16 protein-coding genes are annotated in these 18,187 nt (G+C 41.1%); 13 read left to right on the forward strand and 3 right to left on the reverse strand.

All coding sequences use genetic code 11. The features are described from left to right. Nucleotides 1–60: 60 nt before the first annotated feature. Both ACH2DQ_RS15300 and ACH2DQ_RS15305 read left to right on the forward strand, forming a co-directional pair. Complete coding sequence (locus tag ACH2DQ_RS15300; protein WP_394911535.1) at nucleotides 61–1,731, forward strand: AAA family ATPase; 1,671 nt, start codon at nucleotides 61–63, stop codon at nucleotides 1,729–1,731. A 107-nt stretch (nucleotides 1,732–1,838) separates the two neighbouring features. Beyond that, nucleotides 1,839–3,002, forward strand: coding sequence for an amidohydrolase (locus ACH2DQ_RS15305; protein WP_394911534.1), 1,164 nt, complete (start codon nucleotides 1,839–1,841; stop codon nucleotides 3,000–3,002). A 185-nt stretch (nucleotides 3,003–3,187) separates the two neighbouring features. On the opposite strand, the gene ACH2DQ_RS15310 is transcribed toward ACH2DQ_RS15305, so the two are convergent. Then, a complete protein-coding gene (locus tag ACH2DQ_RS15310) occupies nucleotides 3,188–5,647 on the reverse strand; it encodes a diguanylate cyclase (RefSeq protein WP_394911533.1) in 2,460 nt (819 codons plus the stop codon). 202 nt (nucleotides 5,648–5,849) lie between these two features. Between ACH2DQ_RS15310 and ACH2DQ_RS15315 the strand changes: the two genes are divergently transcribed. The 4 genes from ACH2DQ_RS15315 (at nucleotide 5,850) to ACH2DQ_RS15330 (ending at nucleotide 9,320) form a co-directional block, all read left to right on the forward strand. Continuing rightward, nucleotides 5,850–6,431 carry a GNAT family N-acetyltransferase gene (locus ACH2DQ_RS15315; RefSeq protein WP_394911532.1) on the forward strand — a complete coding sequence of 194 codons (582 nt, stop codon included), beginning with the start codon at nucleotides 5,850–5,852 and terminating at the stop codon, nucleotides 6,429–6,431. Between the two features lie 103 nt (nucleotides 6,432–6,534). Further along, entirely contained in the window at nucleotides 6,535–6,717 is a 183-nt protein-coding gene (locus ACH2DQ_RS15320; RefSeq protein WP_394911531.1) for a (2Fe-2S)-binding protein, read from the forward strand. Between the two features lie 274 nt (nucleotides 6,718–6,991). Then, complete coding sequence (locus ACH2DQ_RS15325; RefSeq protein WP_394911530.1) at nucleotides 6,992–7,705, forward strand: ATP-binding cassette domain-containing protein; 714 nt, start codon at nucleotides 6,992–6,994, stop codon at nucleotides 7,703–7,705. Next, complete coding sequence (locus ACH2DQ_RS15330) at nucleotides 7,698–9,320, forward strand: hypothetical protein (protein ID WP_394911529.1); 1,623 nt, start codon at nucleotides 7,698–7,700, stop codon at nucleotides 9,318–9,320. Before ACH2DQ_RS15325 ends, ACH2DQ_RS15330 begins: the two co-directional genes overlap by 8 nt. Nucleotides 9,321–9,329: 9 nt before the next feature. Here the strand turns inward: ACH2DQ_RS15330 and ACH2DQ_RS15335 are convergent, their stop codons facing one another. Continuing rightward, nucleotides 9,330–9,431, reverse strand: coding sequence for a DUF6783 domain-containing protein (locus ACH2DQ_RS15335; protein WP_394911722.1), 102 nt, complete (start codon nucleotides 9,429–9,431; stop codon nucleotides 9,330–9,332). Nucleotides 9,432–9,484: 53 nt separating this feature from the next. On the opposite strand from ACH2DQ_RS15335, the gene ytvI reads away from it, so the two are divergent. The 7 genes from ytvI to ACH2DQ_RS15370 all read left to right on the forward strand — a co-directional run bounded on the left by ytvI (nucleotide 9,485) and on the right by ACH2DQ_RS15370 (nucleotide 17,949). Then, nucleotides 9,485–10,558, forward strand: a complete 1,074-nt coding sequence (ytvI, locus tag ACH2DQ_RS15340) for a sporulation integral membrane protein YtvI (protein WP_394911528.1) — start codon at nucleotides 9,485–9,487, stop codon at nucleotides 10,556–10,558. A gap of 244 nt (nucleotides 10,559–10,802) precedes the next feature. Then, nucleotides 10,803–11,615, forward strand: a complete 813-nt coding sequence (locus ACH2DQ_RS15345) for a DUF368 domain-containing protein (RefSeq protein ID WP_394911527.1) — start codon at nucleotides 10,803–10,805, stop codon at nucleotides 11,613–11,615. Nucleotides 11,616–11,717: 102 nt separating this feature from the next. After that, nucleotides 11,718–12,284, forward strand: coding sequence for a chromate transporter (locus ACH2DQ_RS15350; protein WP_394911526.1), 567 nt, complete (start codon nucleotides 11,718–11,720; stop codon nucleotides 12,282–12,284). Continuing rightward, complete coding sequence (locus tag ACH2DQ_RS15355) at nucleotides 12,281–12,847, forward strand: chromate transporter (RefSeq protein ID WP_394911525.1); 567 nt, start codon at nucleotides 12,281–12,283, stop codon at nucleotides 12,845–12,847. Before ACH2DQ_RS15350 ends, ACH2DQ_RS15355 begins: the two co-directional genes overlap by 4 nt. A gap of 1,153 nt (nucleotides 12,848–14,000) precedes the next feature. Beyond that, entirely contained in the window at nucleotides 14,001–15,287 is a 1,287-nt protein-coding gene (locus ACH2DQ_RS15360) for an O-acetylhomoserine aminocarboxypropyltransferase/cysteine synthase family protein (protein WP_394911524.1), read from the forward strand. A 63-nt stretch (nucleotides 15,288–15,350) separates the two neighbouring features. Next, nucleotides 15,351–16,403 (forward strand): exonuclease SbcCD subunit D, encoded by a 1,053-nt coding sequence (locus ACH2DQ_RS15365; RefSeq protein ID WP_394911523.1) that lies wholly within the window; start codon nucleotides 15,351–15,353, stop codon nucleotides 16,401–16,403. Between the two features lies 1 nt (nucleotide 16,404). After that, nucleotides 16,405–17,949: an ATP-binding protein gene (locus tag ACH2DQ_RS15370; protein WP_394911522.1), complete on the forward strand. Its 1,545-nt coding sequence runs from the start codon at nucleotides 16,405–16,407 to the stop codon at nucleotides 17,947–17,949. A gap of 149 nt (nucleotides 17,950–18,098) precedes the next feature. Here ACH2DQ_RS15370 and ACH2DQ_RS15375 read toward each other — a convergent pair. Then, nucleotides 18,099–18,187: DUF6783 domain-containing protein (locus ACH2DQ_RS15375; RefSeq protein ID WP_395027328.1), on the reverse strand; the 89-nt coding region annotated here is incomplete at its 5' end.

An 18,187-nucleotide genomic window follows, 5' to 3' on the forward strand; every position in this document is an offset into this window, starting at 1 on the left:
GATTAAGAATTTGGGCTATAATATAAAAATATAGATATTGTCTGAAAGAAGGTGAACCATTTGAAAAAGACATTGCCCATTGGGAAGCAGGATTTTCGTATTATAAGGGAAAAGAATAATTATTATGTTGACAAGACACTGCTGATTCAGGAGTTTCTGGAGAGGGATGCAGCTGTGACACTTGTTACCAGACCCAGACGTTTTGGTAAGACATTGGGGATGAGCATGCTTGCTGAGTTTTTGGATATCACAAAGGATGCGGGGGATATATTTGAAGGTACCAGGATCATGGAGACTGTATATGCACAGCGGATAAATAAGGCACCTGTTATATTTATAAGCTTTAAGGACTGTAAGGGAAGCAGCAGTACATTTTTAATCAGCCTTCTTTATGACAGCCTGAAATCTCTGCTGGATGAATATACAGAGATCATCCGGGATAAAAAAGTGTCTGATACTGTCCGGTATGATCTGAAGAGAATCTATCAGGAGTTGAAAGAAAGAGGGGATGATCTGGCACTGATTTCCAATTGCCTCTATAAATTGAGTAAAGCATTGTACGAATATTATGGTATACGTCCCTATATTTTAATTGATGAATATGATACACCCTTTATAGAAGCACATGTGAATGGATATTATGCAAAAGTCCATGATGTCCTGGCAACGCTTCTTCGAACTGCATTAAAAGATAATGAATACCTGAACGCATCCATGCTAACCGGAATTCAACGTGTTGCAAAAGAAAACATTTTTTCGGACTTAAATAACCTGTTGGTATGTACGGTAAAGGATCCTGAATATGCGGACTGTTTTGGATTTACGAACACAGAGGCTGGAGTATTGTTGAATTATTATGGACTGGAACTGGATGAGCATGTGAAAGAGATGTATGACGGATATAGATTTGGAGGCGTTGAAATCTATAATCCGTGGTCTGTAATTAATTATGCCAACAGAAAATGTCTGGAATCCTTCTGGGTAAATACCAGTTCGAATACCATGGTTAAAAAAGCGATATCATCTGCGGATCAATCATTTTTAGGGAGTTACGAAACATTGATGGAAAGTGGTGAGGTTTCGGTTGTAGCAGATATTCAAACTTCTTTTTATGAAGAAAAAAGCAGTGCCTCGTTGTGGGGGTTGTTGATTAATGCCGGGTATGTCACAATTCAAAATGTGATTCGCAATAACAAATATGTTCTGCGTATTCCAAATGGTGAGGTACGGGAATCATTTAAAGCGCTGACGGCACATTATCTTCATGTTGGAAGTAACCAACTGGAAGTTCTGGCAACTGCACTGATGGAAAAAGACATAGAAACCTTTGAACAAATTTATCGGGAGATACTTTTATCACTGCCCTCTTATCATGATTTGACAAAGAGAGACAGAGAAAGCAGCTATCACATGATGATGCTTGGGATGTGTGTATACTTAAGTGATATCTACGAAATAAAAAGCAATCGTGAGAGTGGAAAGGGAAGAAGTGATATCCTTATGATATCCAGAAGAAAAGAAAATCCACATATAATTATGGAGTTTAAGTATACAGACAGGACGAATCATAATCTGGAAGCTCTGGCAAAGGAGGCTATCGCACAGATTGAGAATTTACAATATGCTCATGGTTTAAATGGCGAAATTATATATATTGGGCTTGCTCACTATCAAAAAGAAGCAAAAGTGGAATATCGGATTGTATCGCAAGGGATATTTAGCAGGGCATAAATCATGCCCTGCTAAAAAAATGGATAATTTTTGAATAATAACAAATAATAGCGAAAGAATATTTACTACGTAAAAATAAGCATTTGCATTAGAAAGAGGGATATTATTTGTTAATTATAAAAGGAAAAATCCATACGATGGAAGGAAAAACCTATGAAAATGGGTACGTCCGTACCAAAGGCAGCAAAATTGTGGAAGTGGGGGGCATGGAAGAGTTGTTCCCGCTCAGCGGTGAGGATGAGATCATAGATGCGGGAGGCAGCTGGGTAATGCCCGGTATCATTGAATCCCATTGCCATATTGGAATTACAGAAGAAAAACATGGGAGCATTGGAGATGACAGCAATGAGGTGACGGACCCTGTTACGCCTGCTCTTCGGGCAATTGATGCTATCGATCCGTTAGACCCGGCATTTCATGAAGCGATTATGGCTGGGATTACTTCTGTCATGGCGGGGCCTGGCAGTTCCAATGTGGTGGGCGGACAATTTGCATTCCTGAAGACACACGGGCGCTGTATTGATGACATGGTGATCCGGCAGCCGGCTGCGATGAAGATAGCTTTTGGAGAGAATCCAAAGACGAACTATGGAAACAAGGATGTATGCCCCGCTACCCGCATGGGAATTGCATCTCTTCTTAGGGAAACGCTTTTTCAGGCAAGGAATTATTTTCTGAAAAAAGAGGCTGGAAAGATAGATAAGGATGATGAAGATTTCCAAATGGAATCCTGGATCCCTGTTTTTCGGAAAGAAATCCCATTAAAGGCACATGTGCACAGAGCAGATGATATATTGACGGCAATTCGAATTGCAAAAGAATATGAAGTGGATTTAACCCTGGATCATTGTACAGAGGGACATCTGATAACGGAAAAAATAGTGGAATCCGGTTATCCCTGTATTGTGGGTCCTGATTTAACTTCCAAATCTAAAATAGAAATTGAGAATTTGAGTTTTAAGACGGATAAAATCCTGCAGGAGAGCGGAGTGCTGATCGCAATTACAACCGATCATCCGGTTTCCATGATACGTTACCTTCCCTTATGTGCAGGGCTTTCCGTAAAGCAGGGGCTGCCCATGGAAGAAGGATTAAAGGCAATCACAATTAATCCGGCAGTCATATGCGGAGTATCGGACCGGGTTGGCAGCCTGCAACCGGGTAAGGATGCAGATATTGTGATCTTTTCCGGTAATCCGCTGGAAATTTTTACACAGACGCTGTATACGATCATAGACGGGAAGATTGTTTATAAAAATGGAGATATCTAGTACTCCATCCTCCGCCTTGCAGACTGACAAAATAATCAGCACTGTCAGTAGGGTTTCTGGCTTGATGGAGTACTGGGGTGAACAGTTATAAACGCTACACTACCAGACGCCATAATCGAGAGTATTGGGTGATTCTGAGAAGGGGACGCTTTGTATGATATCGCTATCTACAAAGCGTCCCTGAATCAGCAAATCACCTGTTTATAAAAAGTATAACGGTTTTTTCCATCTCTTTTAGAGCGGTACAATGCTTTATCCGCCGTTGTGAATAACTCTGCGTATTTGCAGCCATTTTGTGGATAAAGTGATATTCCGATGCTGATGGAAATAGGAAAGGCTTCTTTGGCGGATAAGGAAAAATTCTGCAGGGCATCCCGGAGTAATTCCGCTTTTTCATAGATCAGGGCATCCGAAGGCACATTTTTTAAGAATACTACAAATTCATCTCCGCCTGCCCTTCCGATAATATCTTCTGTTCGGAAATGGGTCTTCAGACAGGAACTGATCATTTGCAGAACCGTATCCCCAACGGTATGTCCGAACGTATCATTGACTGTTTTAAAGTTATCGATATCAATAATAAACAAAGCATGGCAGTTGTCTTTACCGTCAGCAGACAGATAATCCTGTATGATTTTTTCGGTAGTAAGCTTATTATAGACGCCGGTCAGCAGATCCTTTTGTGCCATATTTTCCAAAAGTGCATTTTCCTTTTTGTAATCGTCCACATCTGATATGGTGGCAATTGTACGGATAGGATGCTGGTTTTGATCAAAGATAACATTTGCCTTGATTCTGCACCAGATGTATTCTCCGGTATTCATTTTTATCCTGATTTCCAGTTCGGCATGGGATTGTCCGCTTCGCAGCAATTCTTTGAAATCCAGAAAGGGTTTCTTGTCTTCTTCATGAACAATATCTGTTGTACATATGGTTTCCCAGAAATTGTGTATGGGAAGGTCGTATTTGAATTTCTTCTCAAAGGCCGGTGAATGATACATGGTACTGTTCATCATATCCCATTCAAAAATAATATCCTGAGCCTGTTCTACAATAATCCGATACCGCTCCTCGTTCATTAAAAGCATGTTTTCTGTTTTTTTAGTTAGGGTCTGGTCTATAAAGACCGCCTGCACAATGGCAATTCCGTCTTCTATTTCCACCGCTGAGCCGTGGACATCAATCCAGGCAATGCCGCCGTCTTTTTTACGAATTCGGTATTGAACAGAAATGGGGGAGCCTTCCTTCATCTGTTGATTGATGGATTTGGTCAATTCGGGAATATCTTCTTCCAGAATCAGTCGGATTCCTTTCCCTTCTATGGGGGCTGCGTGATATTCATTTCTGGTATATCCCGTCAGCTTATAAAATCCCTCGGAAGCAAGTAAAATGCGAAACTCGTCATCTACCGCGACTTTAGCCACACCGCCGGGAATGGCGTTAATTAAAGCGTCCCGTTCCAGAGTTTCTTTCTGCAAGGCAGTGGAGGCCTCCTGTAATTCTCTGGCAATGTCAGAAGGATCTTTAACGGAGGGCGCGGAAAGCTCAGTTTGATCCGGAAGAAAAGCTGCGGTAATATTATCCTCTATGGCGCCGTCTTTGTAAGTAGCGCTGATTTCTTTGAAAATGCCGGATACCTGCTGGAAGCAGGCAAGCATCTGATCGGAGAATGTGCCGCACTCACCATGCAAAATCATTTGAGCCGCTTCCTCGTGGGAGTATGCCGGTTTGTATACGCGATCACTTGTCAATGCATCGTACACATCTGCGATGGATACAATCTGGGCACAGACAGGGATTTCATCGCCCTTAAGTCCGTCCGGATAACCCCTTCCATCCCACCGTTCATGATGAAAGCGGCAGATATCATAGCAATAATGCAAATAAACTTTGTCATCCATACGCTGAAAGGTTTGAAGAATTTCACAGCCTTTGATCGTGTGTGTTTTCATGACTTCAAATTCATCCGGTGTTAAACGCCCCGGTTTTAAAAGAATGGAATCCGGTATGGCAATCTTACCGATGTCGTGCATGGCGGAAGCGCTGGCAATGGTGTCAATCAGTCTGGGAGTCAGCTTATATTCCGGGAACATGCGCTGTACACAGGATGCCAGAGTTTTCGTCAGTACCCGGATACGCCGGATATGCTGCCCGGATTCCAGACTGCGGTATTCGATTACCGTACTCAGTGCATCAATGATAAAATCATTGGTTTCCGTCAGTTTTTTTGTCTGGTGTTCTACCAGATCTTCCAGATGATTCTTATGCCGGTAAAGTTCAATACTGTTCTCTACACGCTTTTTAACAATATGTGAATTAAACGGTTTTAAAATAATATCTGAAGCACCCAGGTTGAGCGCCTTAATTTCATTTTCCTGATAAGTATCAGCGGTGATCAGGATAACCGGGATTTTCTTCATAATTCCTTCTGACTGGAGATGCTCCATGACCTGAAATCCATCCATAACAGGCATAACGATATCCAGAAGAATAATTGCTATACTGTCCTGATGCCGGTGTAGAAGATTCAGAGCGGTCAGTCCGTTTTCCGCCTCCAGTACATCGTAATCACTGTGGAAGAGCTCACATAAGATTGCCCGGTTTATTTCCATATCATCGACTATAAGTATCTTGTTTCTTTTCATGACTTTTACCTGCCTTGGAGTTTCTGAATTGTAAAAATTTTACAGTAAAAAATATTATGTCTTATTTTATCATAAAAAAACATATTAAAAAAGCATATTCAGAAGAAAGATAGGGAAATCTGCCCCGGATTTGGAGTTGCATTCAAAGCTTTCCTATATTATAATCAACCCAGAGTAAAGTCTGAGCACAGGAGTGATAAAAATGAATAACAAAATACGAATGGCTGTACCGGAAGATGCAGAAGCCATTTTAAATATATACGGACCATATATTGACCATACCGTTATTACATTTGAATATGAAAGGCCGCATCTTAGCGTATTTGCAGAGAGAATCCGGAAGATAGCCTGTGATTATCCCTATCTGGTATATGAAGAGGGCGGGAAGATCTGTGGTTATGCATATGCACACAGGCAGATGGAACGGGCTGCCTATCAGTGGAATGCAGAACTGTCCGTGTACGTGGATGACGAAGCAAAGGGAAAGGGCATTGGCAAAGCGCTGTATGGTGCCATATTAGAGATACTGAAACGCCAGAATATCCGAAATGTCTATGCAGGGGTTACTTATCCAAATGAAAGAAGCCAAAATCTCCATCGGCATTATGGCTTTGCGCTGTTGGGTGTCTATCACAATACCGGATATAAATTTGGGAAATGGCATGATGTGATGTGGTTTGAAAAATTTTTAAACGAAGGTCAGAAAGAGCCACAGCCATTGCTATCCGTTCATGATCTGGCGCAAGAAGAAATAAATGAAATTCTCCGGTCCAGAAATTGCTAGAAATAATAGACGAAATCTCTGGACATTCTATTTAAAATATATTATATTAAATATATCGATAATAGTTATTGATATTAATATGTATGATAAAGGAGATATTCTCATGAAAAAAGATAAAGTAGTTTGTAATTGTTATAATGTAACGGTAGGGGAGATGGAAGAAGCGGTTGCAAAAAGTGCAGCAAGCTTTGAAGAAATTCAGGATGAAACCAATGTATCCCTTTGCTGCGGTGCATGTGAAGAATATGCCAGAAATGTTGCAGAAGAATTATTAGAACAGGCATAAACCAGTAGTCAGAGATTCATTAATAGGAAGCGTATAACTTATAACCGGGTGGGCAGGCAGCTGCTTTCACCCGGTTTTTGTGCCAGTAATCCATCCGGGCAGAAACCAAACTGACAGCACAGTCTATTTTGCCATCTTCCGCATTGTCGTGAGCTATGCTGTACTTAGTTATTAAAAAACTATAAACATAGGAAATCTTGTTGAAGCAAATGAAAATTCATGCTATTATTTGACCAAAATTAAGAAATAAATAGGGTCAGGAAAAGGAGGGCGAATGGAACTTCAGTTAGAACAGATCAGGAAATCATTTGGTGAAAAAGAGGTTCTGAAGGGATGTACTTTTCGGTTTGAAAAAGGGAAAATATATGGATTGCTTGGAAGAAACGGAGCAGGAAAGACCACGTTATTTAACTGTCTGAGCGATGAAATTGCTCCGGACAGCGGCACGGCAGATATCTGCCGGGATGACGGGACACGGGAAGCATTGGCGGAAGATCACATTGGATATGTATTTTCCACACCGGTTTTGCCGGATTTTCTCACGGGATACGAATTTTTGAAATTTTATATGGAAATAAACCAGGACCGTACAGATCCTGATATAACGATTGATACATATTTTGACATGGTGAAAATAGACCCGGAGGACAGAAATCGTCTGATTAAAGGATATTCCCATGGAATGAAGAACAAATTACAGATGCTGTGTTTTATTATTGCAAGGCCTCCGGTGATTCTTCTGGATGAACCGCTGACCTCTTTTGATGTGGTAGTGGCACTGGAAATTAAAAAACTGCTGCGTGAGATTAAGAAAGATCATATTATTATATTTTCTACCCATATATTACAACTGGCAACAGACCTCTGCGACGAGCTGGTAGTTTTGAGCGAAGGCAGGCTGCAGCAGCTGGATCATGAGATGTTAAAAAGTAAAGATTTCGAAACCCGGATCATAGAGCTGTTACAGGATGAGGAGGACCATGATTAAGACATTCAAGATCATTTTTCATTTGAAAACGGTGATGCAGGTAAATGTTTTTCTATATTATTTGAAACGCCTCTGGGTGGTCGGAAAGCTGGTGCCGGATCAGGTATATGGAATGGATTTGGCAAAAAAAGTACTGACAGTACTCATAGCGGTTCTGATGCAGATTGTGGGATTTGCTGGAAAAGGTCTTTATTTAGCAGTCATGGTTGGATTACCGATCCTGTTTATGGGGAAGAATCAGATAATAGCTCCGGGAGAACGGTTTTTATGGATGGTTCATATTTTGTTCTTTATGAATTGTATACTGGGTCCATTACAGGACAGCCAGGTTTTTTCCGTTACAAGGCAGAAGATTACCTGTATCAAATACATGCAGATGGATGCGGCCAGGTACGTGCAGGCAACCTTGCTTTCCAAATATGTTCCCTTTTTTGTTTATTACCTTCCCTTTCTCATGATAGCAGCCCGCATGGCAGGAGGCAGCGTACTTCAGGGGGCTGGACTGTGGCTGCTATTCCTCTCATTTCGCATGATGGGAGAGGCTTTACAGGTCTACCTATACGATAAAAAAGGGTTTGTGTTATCCAGAAATATGGGATTTGCCTGGGGCGTGATTCTTGTTTCCCTTGCAGCTGCTTACATTCCGTTTTTCCTGCACCTGCCCCAGACAGTTGCCCCGCTGATTATTCATCCGGTATTCGTATTGCTTGCAGTCTTTGCCGGGGCTGCCGCTTTTTACTATATCATGTGGGGATATAAAGGCTATGGAAATAAACTCAAGCAGTCCATTGAATTAAAATATCTGTTTTCAGATGCGATGAAGCAGGCAAAGCAATCTTCTTTTGCTGAAGTAGAAATGAAAGAAAAGGATCTCAAAATCAGTCAGGAAAAGGTTGCGAAATACCAGAACCGAAAAGGATATGCGTATATGAACGCTATTTTCTTTGCAAGGCACCGGCGGCAGCTCGTGAGGCCGATTTATTACAGGCTTGCGATAACAGCAGGTATCCTTGCAGGGGGAATCTTCCTCTTTGTAAGTGATAAAAATACAGCGGTAAAATTGAGTGAGAATCTGTGTGTGCTGCTACCGTACTTCGTTTTTATCATGTACGCGATGTCAGTTGGGGATAAGTCCTGCAGGGCTATGTTTTATAACTGTGATATCAGTCTGCTACGGTATGGATACTATCGGAAACCAGGAACCATACTGCAGAATTTTAAAATAAGGCTGATACGGATATCCCTGTATAATCTTGCCGTGGGAATCGCCTTGTGTGCAGTGGCGGTTATTTTTTGCATATTGTGTGAGACGACAATATTTTCAATCGATCTTCTGGCATTTTCGGTATCGGTCATGCTGCTGGCTGTTTTATTTACCATACATCATTTATTCCTGTACTATGTGTTCCAGCCATATTCCACAGGGCTGGATATTAAAAATCCGTTTTTTACAGCAATTAACAGTGCAATGTATTTTATTTGTTTTATGTGCCTGAAAATAGAGGCGGGAGGAGCCGGTTTCACAATGGCGGTACTGGCATTTACGATATGCTATATCGCGGTAGCGCTTGTGTTGGTTTACCGGCTGGCGCCCAGGTATTTTCGAATAAAATAATTAGAACTGCTACGGGTAAAACGTCGATAGTATTTTTGCCCTGAATTCAGGTACGTAGCCCGCTATGCGCCCTTCGTTCGTGACAAATCTCCCACAAACTGGAACGTACAGCCGTTAGAAAGCAATTTCCAAACACGTCTTGTCTGAGAAAGGATCTAAGATCTATGGAGATAGAAAAAAGAAAAAGATTTATCGTTAATTTTATATATTGTTTTATTATCGGGGCAATTGTAGTAGTTGTGCTTAAGTATGGATTGTCTTATATAGCCCCTTTTTTAATGGCATTTGTTTTTGCATTTATCCTTAAAAAACCAATTAATTTCCTTAATAAAAAATGCAGGGTCAACCGGACCCTGGCGGCAATCATTTTGGTAATATTGTTTTATGCCGTGATTGGAGTTCTGTTTACTCTTATAGGAATCCGTTTGTTTACATCCGTACAGCAGTTGTTTTTTTACATTCCTCAGATTTATGCAAAGGATATCGAGCCTTCTCTAATGGAAGTGATTGATTCACTGGAGAAATCTCTGTCCAGGCTGGATCCATCTATGATTTCCACGCTGGAAGAGATTACAATGAACCTGGTGAAATCCCTGGGTGAGAGCATTTCAAGCCTGTCAATGAAAGTAATAGGAGCAATATCCAACTATGCATCCACGCTGCCGGGATTTTTAATCCGTGTATTGTTTACCGTAATTTCTACCTTCTTTCTGACCATCGATTATGATAAGGTCATGGGATTTCTCTTAAGGCAGTTAAAAGAAAAACCCAGAAAACTGGCGTTAGAGGTAAAGGATTATGTTATCAATACGCTGTTCAAATGCATCCGTTCCTATGCGCTGATCATGTGTATTACTTTTATCGAACTATCTATTGGACTTACGATACTTCGGATAGACAATGCGATCCTAATTGCATTTCTGATATCAATCTTTGATATACTTCCGGTACTGGGAACCGGCGGCATCATGATTCCGTGGACGATTCTTACTGCAGTTCAGGGAGATTACACCCTGGCACTTGGCCTGCTGTGCGTTTACCTGGTGGTTACGGTTATTCGCAACATCCTGGAACCGAAGATCGTTGGAAGCCAGGTTGGACTGCATCCCCTGGTAACATTGATGTCGATGTTTGTAGGGGCTCAGGTCTTAGGTGTATTTGGGCTGTTTGGATTTCCCATTACGCTGTCTTTGATCAAGAATCTGAATGACAAAGGAACGATTCATATTTTTAAATAACAATGTTTAGCGTGTCTTAAAATGTTTTCTGCAAAGTATACTTCTGTCAGAATACGCTCTAAGACACGCTTTTTTCAAGATTCATTTTTTAGACAAGTTTTGATATGCCAGAATGATTATCCAGGCATGCTCTGTTTATCAGATGATATTTGAATGCGGGATAAAAGTGGATGTCGGGTATATGTATATATTCACGTTTTTCGAATAAATTAATAGTAAAATGAAAGATGTGCAGGAGAAATAAATGTCAAAGGATATAATAACGACAGCCCTGAAAGGCCTCTGTGTAGGAGGCACCATGCTGGTACCGGGAGTGAGCGGAGGTTCTATGGCCATGATCCTGGGGATATATGATAAATTAATTGAATCAGTTAGTTCTTTTTTGAAAGATGTAAAAAATAGTCTGATTTTTCTCATAGCCTTTTCAGTTGGCGGGGGAGTGGGAATGATGCTCCTTGCCAAGCCCTTACTCTATCTGATCGAATCCTATCCCATGTTATTGCTGTACTTTTTTATCGGTGTGGTTGCGGGCGGCATTCCCATGATCTATCAAAAAGCAGAGGTTAACAAAATAACCTGGAAAGTGATTCTTTATCCGGCAATAGGTCTGGCTGGGGTGTTTCTGTTTGAATTTCTTCCGGCTGATTTTCTACAGATGGGCGACGGAAAAGGCATTTTGGGGGTTCTGCTGCTGGGGGCTGCGGGAATTGTGGCAGCAGTGGCATTAGTGCTTCCGGGAATCAGCGTATCCTATCTGCTTCTGCTCCTGGGAATCTATGATAAAACGATGATGGCTATCGGAGATTTAAATCTCTCTTACTTAATTCCTCTTGGAGTGGGGATTATTCTGGGAATCATACTTACTACGAAACTGCTGGAAAATGCAATGAAAAACCATACGCAGGCAACCTACCTGATTATTCTGGGGTTTGTGGGCGGGTCAATGGCTGAAGTATTTCCGGGAATACCACAGGGAATGGAAATATTCTTTTGTCTGGCGGCACTTGTAGCAGGATATGGAATCATACAGCTTTTATACAGTGCAGAGCGTCTTTAAAAATACATTATAAAATCATATACTTTTCATCAGATATCGTTATTTTACTATTCCGGTAAATTACGTTATAGTAACAATGATGAAAAGGAGGATATTTTACAAATGGGGAAAAAGAAAATCTTATTAAAACTGTTTTTGTCTATGCTCTATCTAAGTGCATTTACCTTTGGAGGGGGATATGTAATTGTCACATTAATGAAGAAAAAATTCGTGGACGGTTATCACTGGATTGATGAGCAGGAGATGCTGGACCTGACCGCAATTGCCCAGTCGGCACCGGGTGCAATTGCGGTAAATGGGGCGATTATTGTGGGATACCGGGTAGCAGGAGCAGCGGGAGCAGTGGTATCGATCATTGGTACTGTGCTCCCGCCGTTTGTGATATTATCGGTAATTTCCATATTTTATGCGGCTTTCCGGGATAATTTAATTGTGAACCTGGTCCTCACCGGGATGCAGGCTGGTGTGGCTGCTGTAATTGCAGATGTGGTTATTGAAATGGGAGGAAACATTGTAAAAGAAAAAAATGTTCTTTCCGTTATCATTATGGTTACTGCCTTTGCTGCATCCTATGTGTTAAATATCAATGTGATTCTGATTATTCTGACCTGTGGCGTGATTGGAGTAATCAGAGCGGTGTATAACATCAGGAAGGGGGCAGGCAAATGATATATTTACAGCTGTTTTTAAGTTTTATACAAATCGGAATGTTCAGTATAGGAGGCGGTTATGCAGCTATGCCTCTGATACAAAATCAGGTTGTAGATATCCATCAGTGGCTTTCCGTAAAGGAATTTACAGATTTGATTACCATTTCCCAGATGACGCCGGGACCGATTGCAATTAATTCCGCTACTTTCGTGGGATTGCAGATTGGGGGCATCCAGGGAGCGGTGGTAGCGACCATCGGATGCATTCTTCCGTCCTGTATCATCGTATCCCTCCTGGCTTATGTCTATTTTAAATATCGTGAAATGGCAGTTCTGCAGGGAATTTTAGGAACCTTAAGACCGGCGGTAGTGGCAATGATTGCATCAGCAGGATTTGCAATCCTCGTTTTATCTTTCTGGGGGGATTCGGGATTTTCAGTTCATTTCTCTGATTTAAAGGTACAGGCTGTGGTAATATTTACGGCTGCGGTTATCCTTCTGAGAAAGTTTAAGATGAATCCCATTAGTGTTATGCTTTTGGCGGGGCTTGCCCAGGTAGTGATGTATTATATCTGGGGATAGAAAAAGAGTGTTTTTATAGACTTTTTTCCAGGTGAAAAATACAGTAAATATTTGAGGGAGAAGGATTATATCCTTCCTCTTAATATAAATGATAGAGGAATTGATGTGTTTAACGATAAAAAAAAGAAAATATAACGCGTAAGATTCACAAAGTTTATTTTTTTAGTAATAATACATATAGAAAGGCAAACTAAGCTATGATAATATGTAAAATATATTAGAAATATCTTTGATGATTTTTAAATGATTATCTGTTTGGGTATGGATGACTTTCTGTTATATAGGAGAGAAGAGTTTTAAATAAAATATTATATTTTTGATAAGGAGGTTGATTCCATTGTATTTTTTGCCAACAGCGTTTTATAAGAGTTAACCGGCAACAGCACAGAAGATGGCGTAAATTCTAATATACAATAAGTGGATTGATAATATGGGATTAAACAATAAATTAATAGGCGTTTATGGTGGATGGACGCCTTATGGTAGAACAATAGGTATCCTATATAGCAAACGCCATATTGTAAAGGGAGGATATTTATGAGATATATAAAAACAATCAGAGTATTTTTTTCTACTGTTTTATTTTTCTTATTTGGTTTTTTTCTAAGTTTTATCATTCAGAATCTTGTTGGATCCCAAAGCCAGTTTTTTTGATTTTTATACAACTCTTTATCATGATCTTATCAGGATCTGCATTGTTTCTTGTATTTAATTGGAAATACTTAAAGAAAAATAGAAAAGTATCGTATGGAAAAGAGAAAATAACATTTCATATAAAATGTCGTATATGTTTTACTATATTATTAATATTTCCAGCGATATACTATTGTTCAATTGGATATAAAAAATTAGATAATATATCTCTGGTACTGGGTAAAGTTAATGATCTCATTTTTCATATGGAACACAAGACTTTTGTGCTGAATTTTCATCTTGTTTCAAGTAATCTATTTACTGTTTTTTCTATTCTTGTTCTGATAACGACATATATTATCCTTGATTTTTTATTTGTTAGTAAGCAGCGTGAAAACACGCCTTCAAATTAGATAATTGCAGGATTATTTCAAAAAATCAGGATTTCTATTTTCAATCAGATATGCTATACTATACAAAATACAGATAATACGACTATATTAGAGATAGGAGAGTTAGCATGAGCAGCGATTATAGAATTGAGACAAAATGCATTCAGTCCGGATGGAAACCAAAAAAAGGGGAGCCAAGGGTGCTTCCGATTGTACAGAGTACAACATTTAAATATGATTCCACAGAAGAGATGGGCAGGTTATTTGCACTGGAAGAAGAGGGATATTTCTATACCAGATTACAAAATCCAACAAATGATAGTGTTGCCAGTAAGATTTGTGATCTGGAAGGGGGCGCAGCAGCCATGCTGACATCTTCTGGACAGGCAGCCAACTTTTATGCAGTCTTTAATATTTGTGAGGCAGGAGACCATATTGTAGCTTCTTCCACAATCTACGGCGGTACTTATAATCTCTTTGGCGTAACCATGAAAAAGCTTGGCATTGCGTGTACTTTTGTAGACCCGGATTCCTCTTATGAGGAACTTTGCAAGGCATTTCAGCCAAATACAAAGGTTGTATTTGCGGAAACCATTGCTAATCCCGCGCTGGTAGTACTGGATATTGAGAAATTTGCAAAGCTTGCACACGATCATCAGGTACCATTAATTATAGATAATACATTTGCCACTCCGGTAAACTGCCGTCCTTTTGAATGGGGAGCAGATATCGTTACCCATTCCACCACAAAGTACATGGACGGACATGCAATGCAGGTAGGCGGCGCTATCGTGGACAGCGGTAATTTTGACTGGAATGCATATGGTGACAAATACCATGGACTGACAACGCCGGATGATTCTTATCACGGTGTAATCTATGCACAGAAATTCGGAAAAGGTGCGTACATAATGAAAGCGACTGCTCAGGTAATGAGAGATCTTGGATCAACCCCGGCACCAATGAACAGCTTCCTGTTAAATGTTGGGTTAGAGACCCTGCCTCTGCGTGTAGAGAGACACTGCTATAATGCCCAGAAAGTGGCAGAGTATCTGTCGGCTCATGAAAAAGTATCCCATGTAAATTATGCAGGTCTTCCCGGAGATAAGTATCATGAGACCGCGAAAAAATATATGCCAAAGGGCACCTGCGGCGTTATCTCTTTTGAGCTGGAAGGAGGCAGAGAGGCAGCAGTAAAATTTATGGATGACTTAAAGCTGGCTGCAATCGTCACACATGTGGCAGATGCCAGAACCAGTGTACTTCATCCTGCAAGCCATACCCACAGACAGATGAATGACCAGCAGTTAAAAGATGCCGGTGTATCACCGGGAATGATTCGTTTCTCAGTGGGCATCGAGAATGTTCAGGACATCATTGCTGATCTGGAACAGGCACTTGCTCTGATACGGTAATAAATTGGAAAAGACCCTGTATGGAGCAACAGGGTCTTTTCCAATAGGAAAGGAGGAATCTGGATGAAATTTATCCATATCGCAGATGTGCACCTGGGGGCAGTTCCAGATGTGGGGTATCCCTGGAGTGAAGAGCGTAAGACGGAGATCTGGGACAGCTTCCGCAATATTATCCGGATTGCAAAAGCAGAACAGGCGGATCTGCTTCTGATAGCAGGAGATCTTTTTCACAGACAGCCTTTGTTAAAAGAATTAAAGGAAGTGAATTATCTGTTCTCCACCCTTCATGAGACCAGAGTGGTATTTATCATTGGGAATCATGACTATTTGAAGCCGGATTCTTTTTACCATGGTTTTAAATGGAATGAAAATGTGATCTGTCTGGAAAACCAGGAATGCCAGAGGATTCATTTTCCGGATCTGAATACCACAATCTATGGTTTGAGTTATCATACCAGGGAGATCACAAATGCTTTATATGATGAACTGGTACCGGAGGATGAGGGGGTGTGCACGATTCTGCTGGCACATGGGGGAGATGAAAAACATATCCCGATTAATAAGAGGCAGCTTTGCCAGGCAGGATTTGATTACGTAGCCCTGGGACACATTCACAAGCCGCAGATACTGGAGGCAAACAGAATGGCATACTCAGGAGCCCTGGAACCCCTGGATAAAAATGATACGGGACCACACGGCTATATGATCGGGGAATACAGAAACCGTACTCTTACGGCGCGGTTTATACCAAGTGCAGTCCGGGAATATATCCACTTAAAGGTAGAAACAGATGAAAACCAGACGGATTATTCCCTGCAGGAAAAGATTCAGGCATATATGAAGAAATTAGGCAGACACAACATTTTTAAAATAATAATTACCGGCTACCGGGATCCTGAAATTCAATATGATCTGAAAAGTTATGAAAAACTGGGAAATATAGTGGAAGCGGCTGATCTGTCCAAACCTGCATATGACTTTGAAAAGTTAGGGAAAAAGTATGCAGACAGCGTAGTAGGACGATACATTCAGCGCCTGAATACAGATTCCATGGATGAAGTACAAAGTAAGGCTCTGTACTATGGAATACAGGCAATGTTAGAGACAACGAGGTGAGATGATGCGGATTCTGGAGTTACAGATCAAGAATTTTGGAAAGTTTAAGGATCAGACAATTACTTTCCATGAGGGGATTAATATCATCTACGGGGAAAATGAAATGGGAAAAAGCACGATCCATGCTTTTATCAGGGGAATGCTGTTTGGCATTGATAAAATGAGGGGAAGAGCTGCTAAAAATGATGAGTATTCTATTCGCCAGCCCTGGGATAACCCGGGATATTTTGCCGGTGTTATGCGGTTTGAAAGCGGTGGAAAGATCTTTCGGATTGAAAGAAATTTTAATAAACTGGAAAAAAAGGCTCTGCTGATCTGTGAGACAGACGGGGAAGAGCTGGATATTATACATGGGGACCTTCAGATGCTCATGGAGGGACTGAATGAAACTGCATTTCGCAATACCATATTTATCCGCCAGAATTCCAGCAAGACGGATGAGGGTCTGGCTGCAGAACTGCGAAATTATATGGCGAACTTTGAAAGTGCAGGGGATGATGAAATCAATGTGGTCAGAGCGATTGAGACCCTAAAAGAAAAGCAGCGGGAATGCGGGATAAAAAAGAAACAGCAGGATGAAATCCGCACGGAACGCCTGGAACAGGTACAGATCAAACTGGACTATGTGGAACAGGAGATCCGGGGGCTGCAGAAGCAGCAGGAGGACGGAACGCGTAAACTTCAGGAACTGCGCAGCATAGAGGCCAGGGAAGGACTTGCGGAGCAGGAAAAAAGAGCCCGCATAGAGGCAAGAGACCAGGAAGAAATCAAAATGTTGAAAATACGGCAGATCTATCTGATTACCGCAGCAGGGATAGCGGTTCTGATGGGGATTTTGCTAAAACCCCTATGGCTGAAAATGTCATTGGGAATTGCTGCTGTGCTTTTGTTTGCTTACTGCTGGTATACAAACCGCTATACCAGAAGCCGGGAGCAGGAAGGCCGCCAGTACACCAGTGCAGCGTCCAAAGCCTCCCAGAAAATGGTATGGAACTTAGAACGGATTCAGGAAGAATTACACGAAAAACGGGTTTTATTAGAAAATCTAAAGGAGAACCAATCGGACATCCAGGCAGAGAAAGCAGACAGCAACCGGATTCAAAATGATATAGAGGCACTGGAGATTGCAATATCCACCATACAGGAGATTTCCAAAGAGATATACAAGGAATCTGCAAGGAAGCTGAACTATACGGCATCAGATATCTTAAATGAGGTTACAGGAGGCAGTTATACCAGCATATACCTGGATGCCAATATGCAGGTACGGATCAATACACCCCATAAACTGCTGTATCTGGAACAGGTCAGCAGAGGAACGATGGATCAGATCTATTTTGCACTGAGAATGGCGGCGGCACAGCTTTTTCTAAGCGGTGAGAAAATGCCTCTGATATTTGATGATGCATTTGTCATGTATGATGAACAACGTTTGAAAAGAACACTGAAATGGCTCTGTAAAAGTGACAGTCAGGTATTGCTGTTTACCTGCCATAAGAGAGAGGGAGAAATCCTGGAAGAGATTCAAAGAGAAGAACGGGTATAAAGGAAGGATAAAGTAAAAATAAAGTAAGAATAAAGCAAGAATAAAGCAGTACCGCCCGGTGCCGCATTGTGCTATTCATCGTAAAATGTCCGTCTGACTGCGAGAACGTAATTATTAAAGTTGTTCTAGATCAGGCGATGCATTTCCGGTTAATTATACAATGCAGCACCGGGCGGTGCTGTACTAGAGCGTGTTTGAAAATTCATTCCCGCCATCTGCACGCCCCACTTTGCGGTAT

Source organism: Robinsoniella sp. (assembly GCF_034124845.1).

Bases quoted from the DNA above. Each gene is read 5' to 3' on its own strand.
- ACH2DQ_RS15365 (WP_394911523.1), top strand. From the start codon at position 15,351: ATGAAATTTATCCATATCGCAGATGTGCACCTGGGGGCAGTTCCAGAT.
- ACH2DQ_RS15310 (WP_394911533.1), bottom strand. From the start codon at position 5,647: ATGAAAAGAAACAAGATACTTATAGTCGATGATATGGAAATAAACCGG.
- ytvI (WP_394911528.1), top strand. From the start codon at position 9,485: ATGGAGATAGAAAAAAGAAAAAGATTTATCGTTAATTTTATATATTGT.
- ACH2DQ_RS15345 (WP_394911527.1), top strand. From the start codon at position 10,803: ATGTCAAAGGATATAATAACGACAGCCCTGAAAGGCCTCTGTGTAGGA.
- ACH2DQ_RS15350 (WP_394911526.1), top strand. From the start codon at position 11,718: ATGGGGAAAAAGAAAATCTTATTAAAACTGTTTTTGTCTATGCTCTAT.
- ACH2DQ_RS15370 (WP_394911522.1), top strand. From the start codon at position 16,405: ATGATGCGGATTCTGGAGTTACAGATCAAGAATTTTGGAAAGTTTAAG.
- ACH2DQ_RS15360 (WP_394911524.1), top strand. From the start codon at position 14,001: ATGAGCAGCGATTATAGAATTGAGACAAAATGCATTCAGTCCGGATGG.
- ACH2DQ_RS15320 (WP_394911531.1), top strand. From the start codon at position 6,535: ATGAAAAAAGATAAAGTAGTTTGTAATTGTTATAATGTAACGGTAGGG.
- ACH2DQ_RS15355 (WP_394911525.1), top strand. From the start codon at position 12,281: ATGATATATTTACAGCTGTTTTTAAGTTTTATACAAATCGGAATGTTC.
- ACH2DQ_RS15325 (WP_394911530.1), top strand. From the start codon at position 6,992: ATGGAACTTCAGTTAGAACAGATCAGGAAATCATTTGGTGAAAAAGAG.
- ACH2DQ_RS15315 (WP_394911532.1), top strand. From the start codon at position 5,850: ATGAATAACAAAATACGAATGGCTGTACCGGAAGATGCAGAAGCCATT.
- ACH2DQ_RS15330 (WP_394911529.1), top strand. From the start codon at position 7,698: ATGATTAAGACATTCAAGATCATTTTTCATTTGAAAACGGTGATGCAG.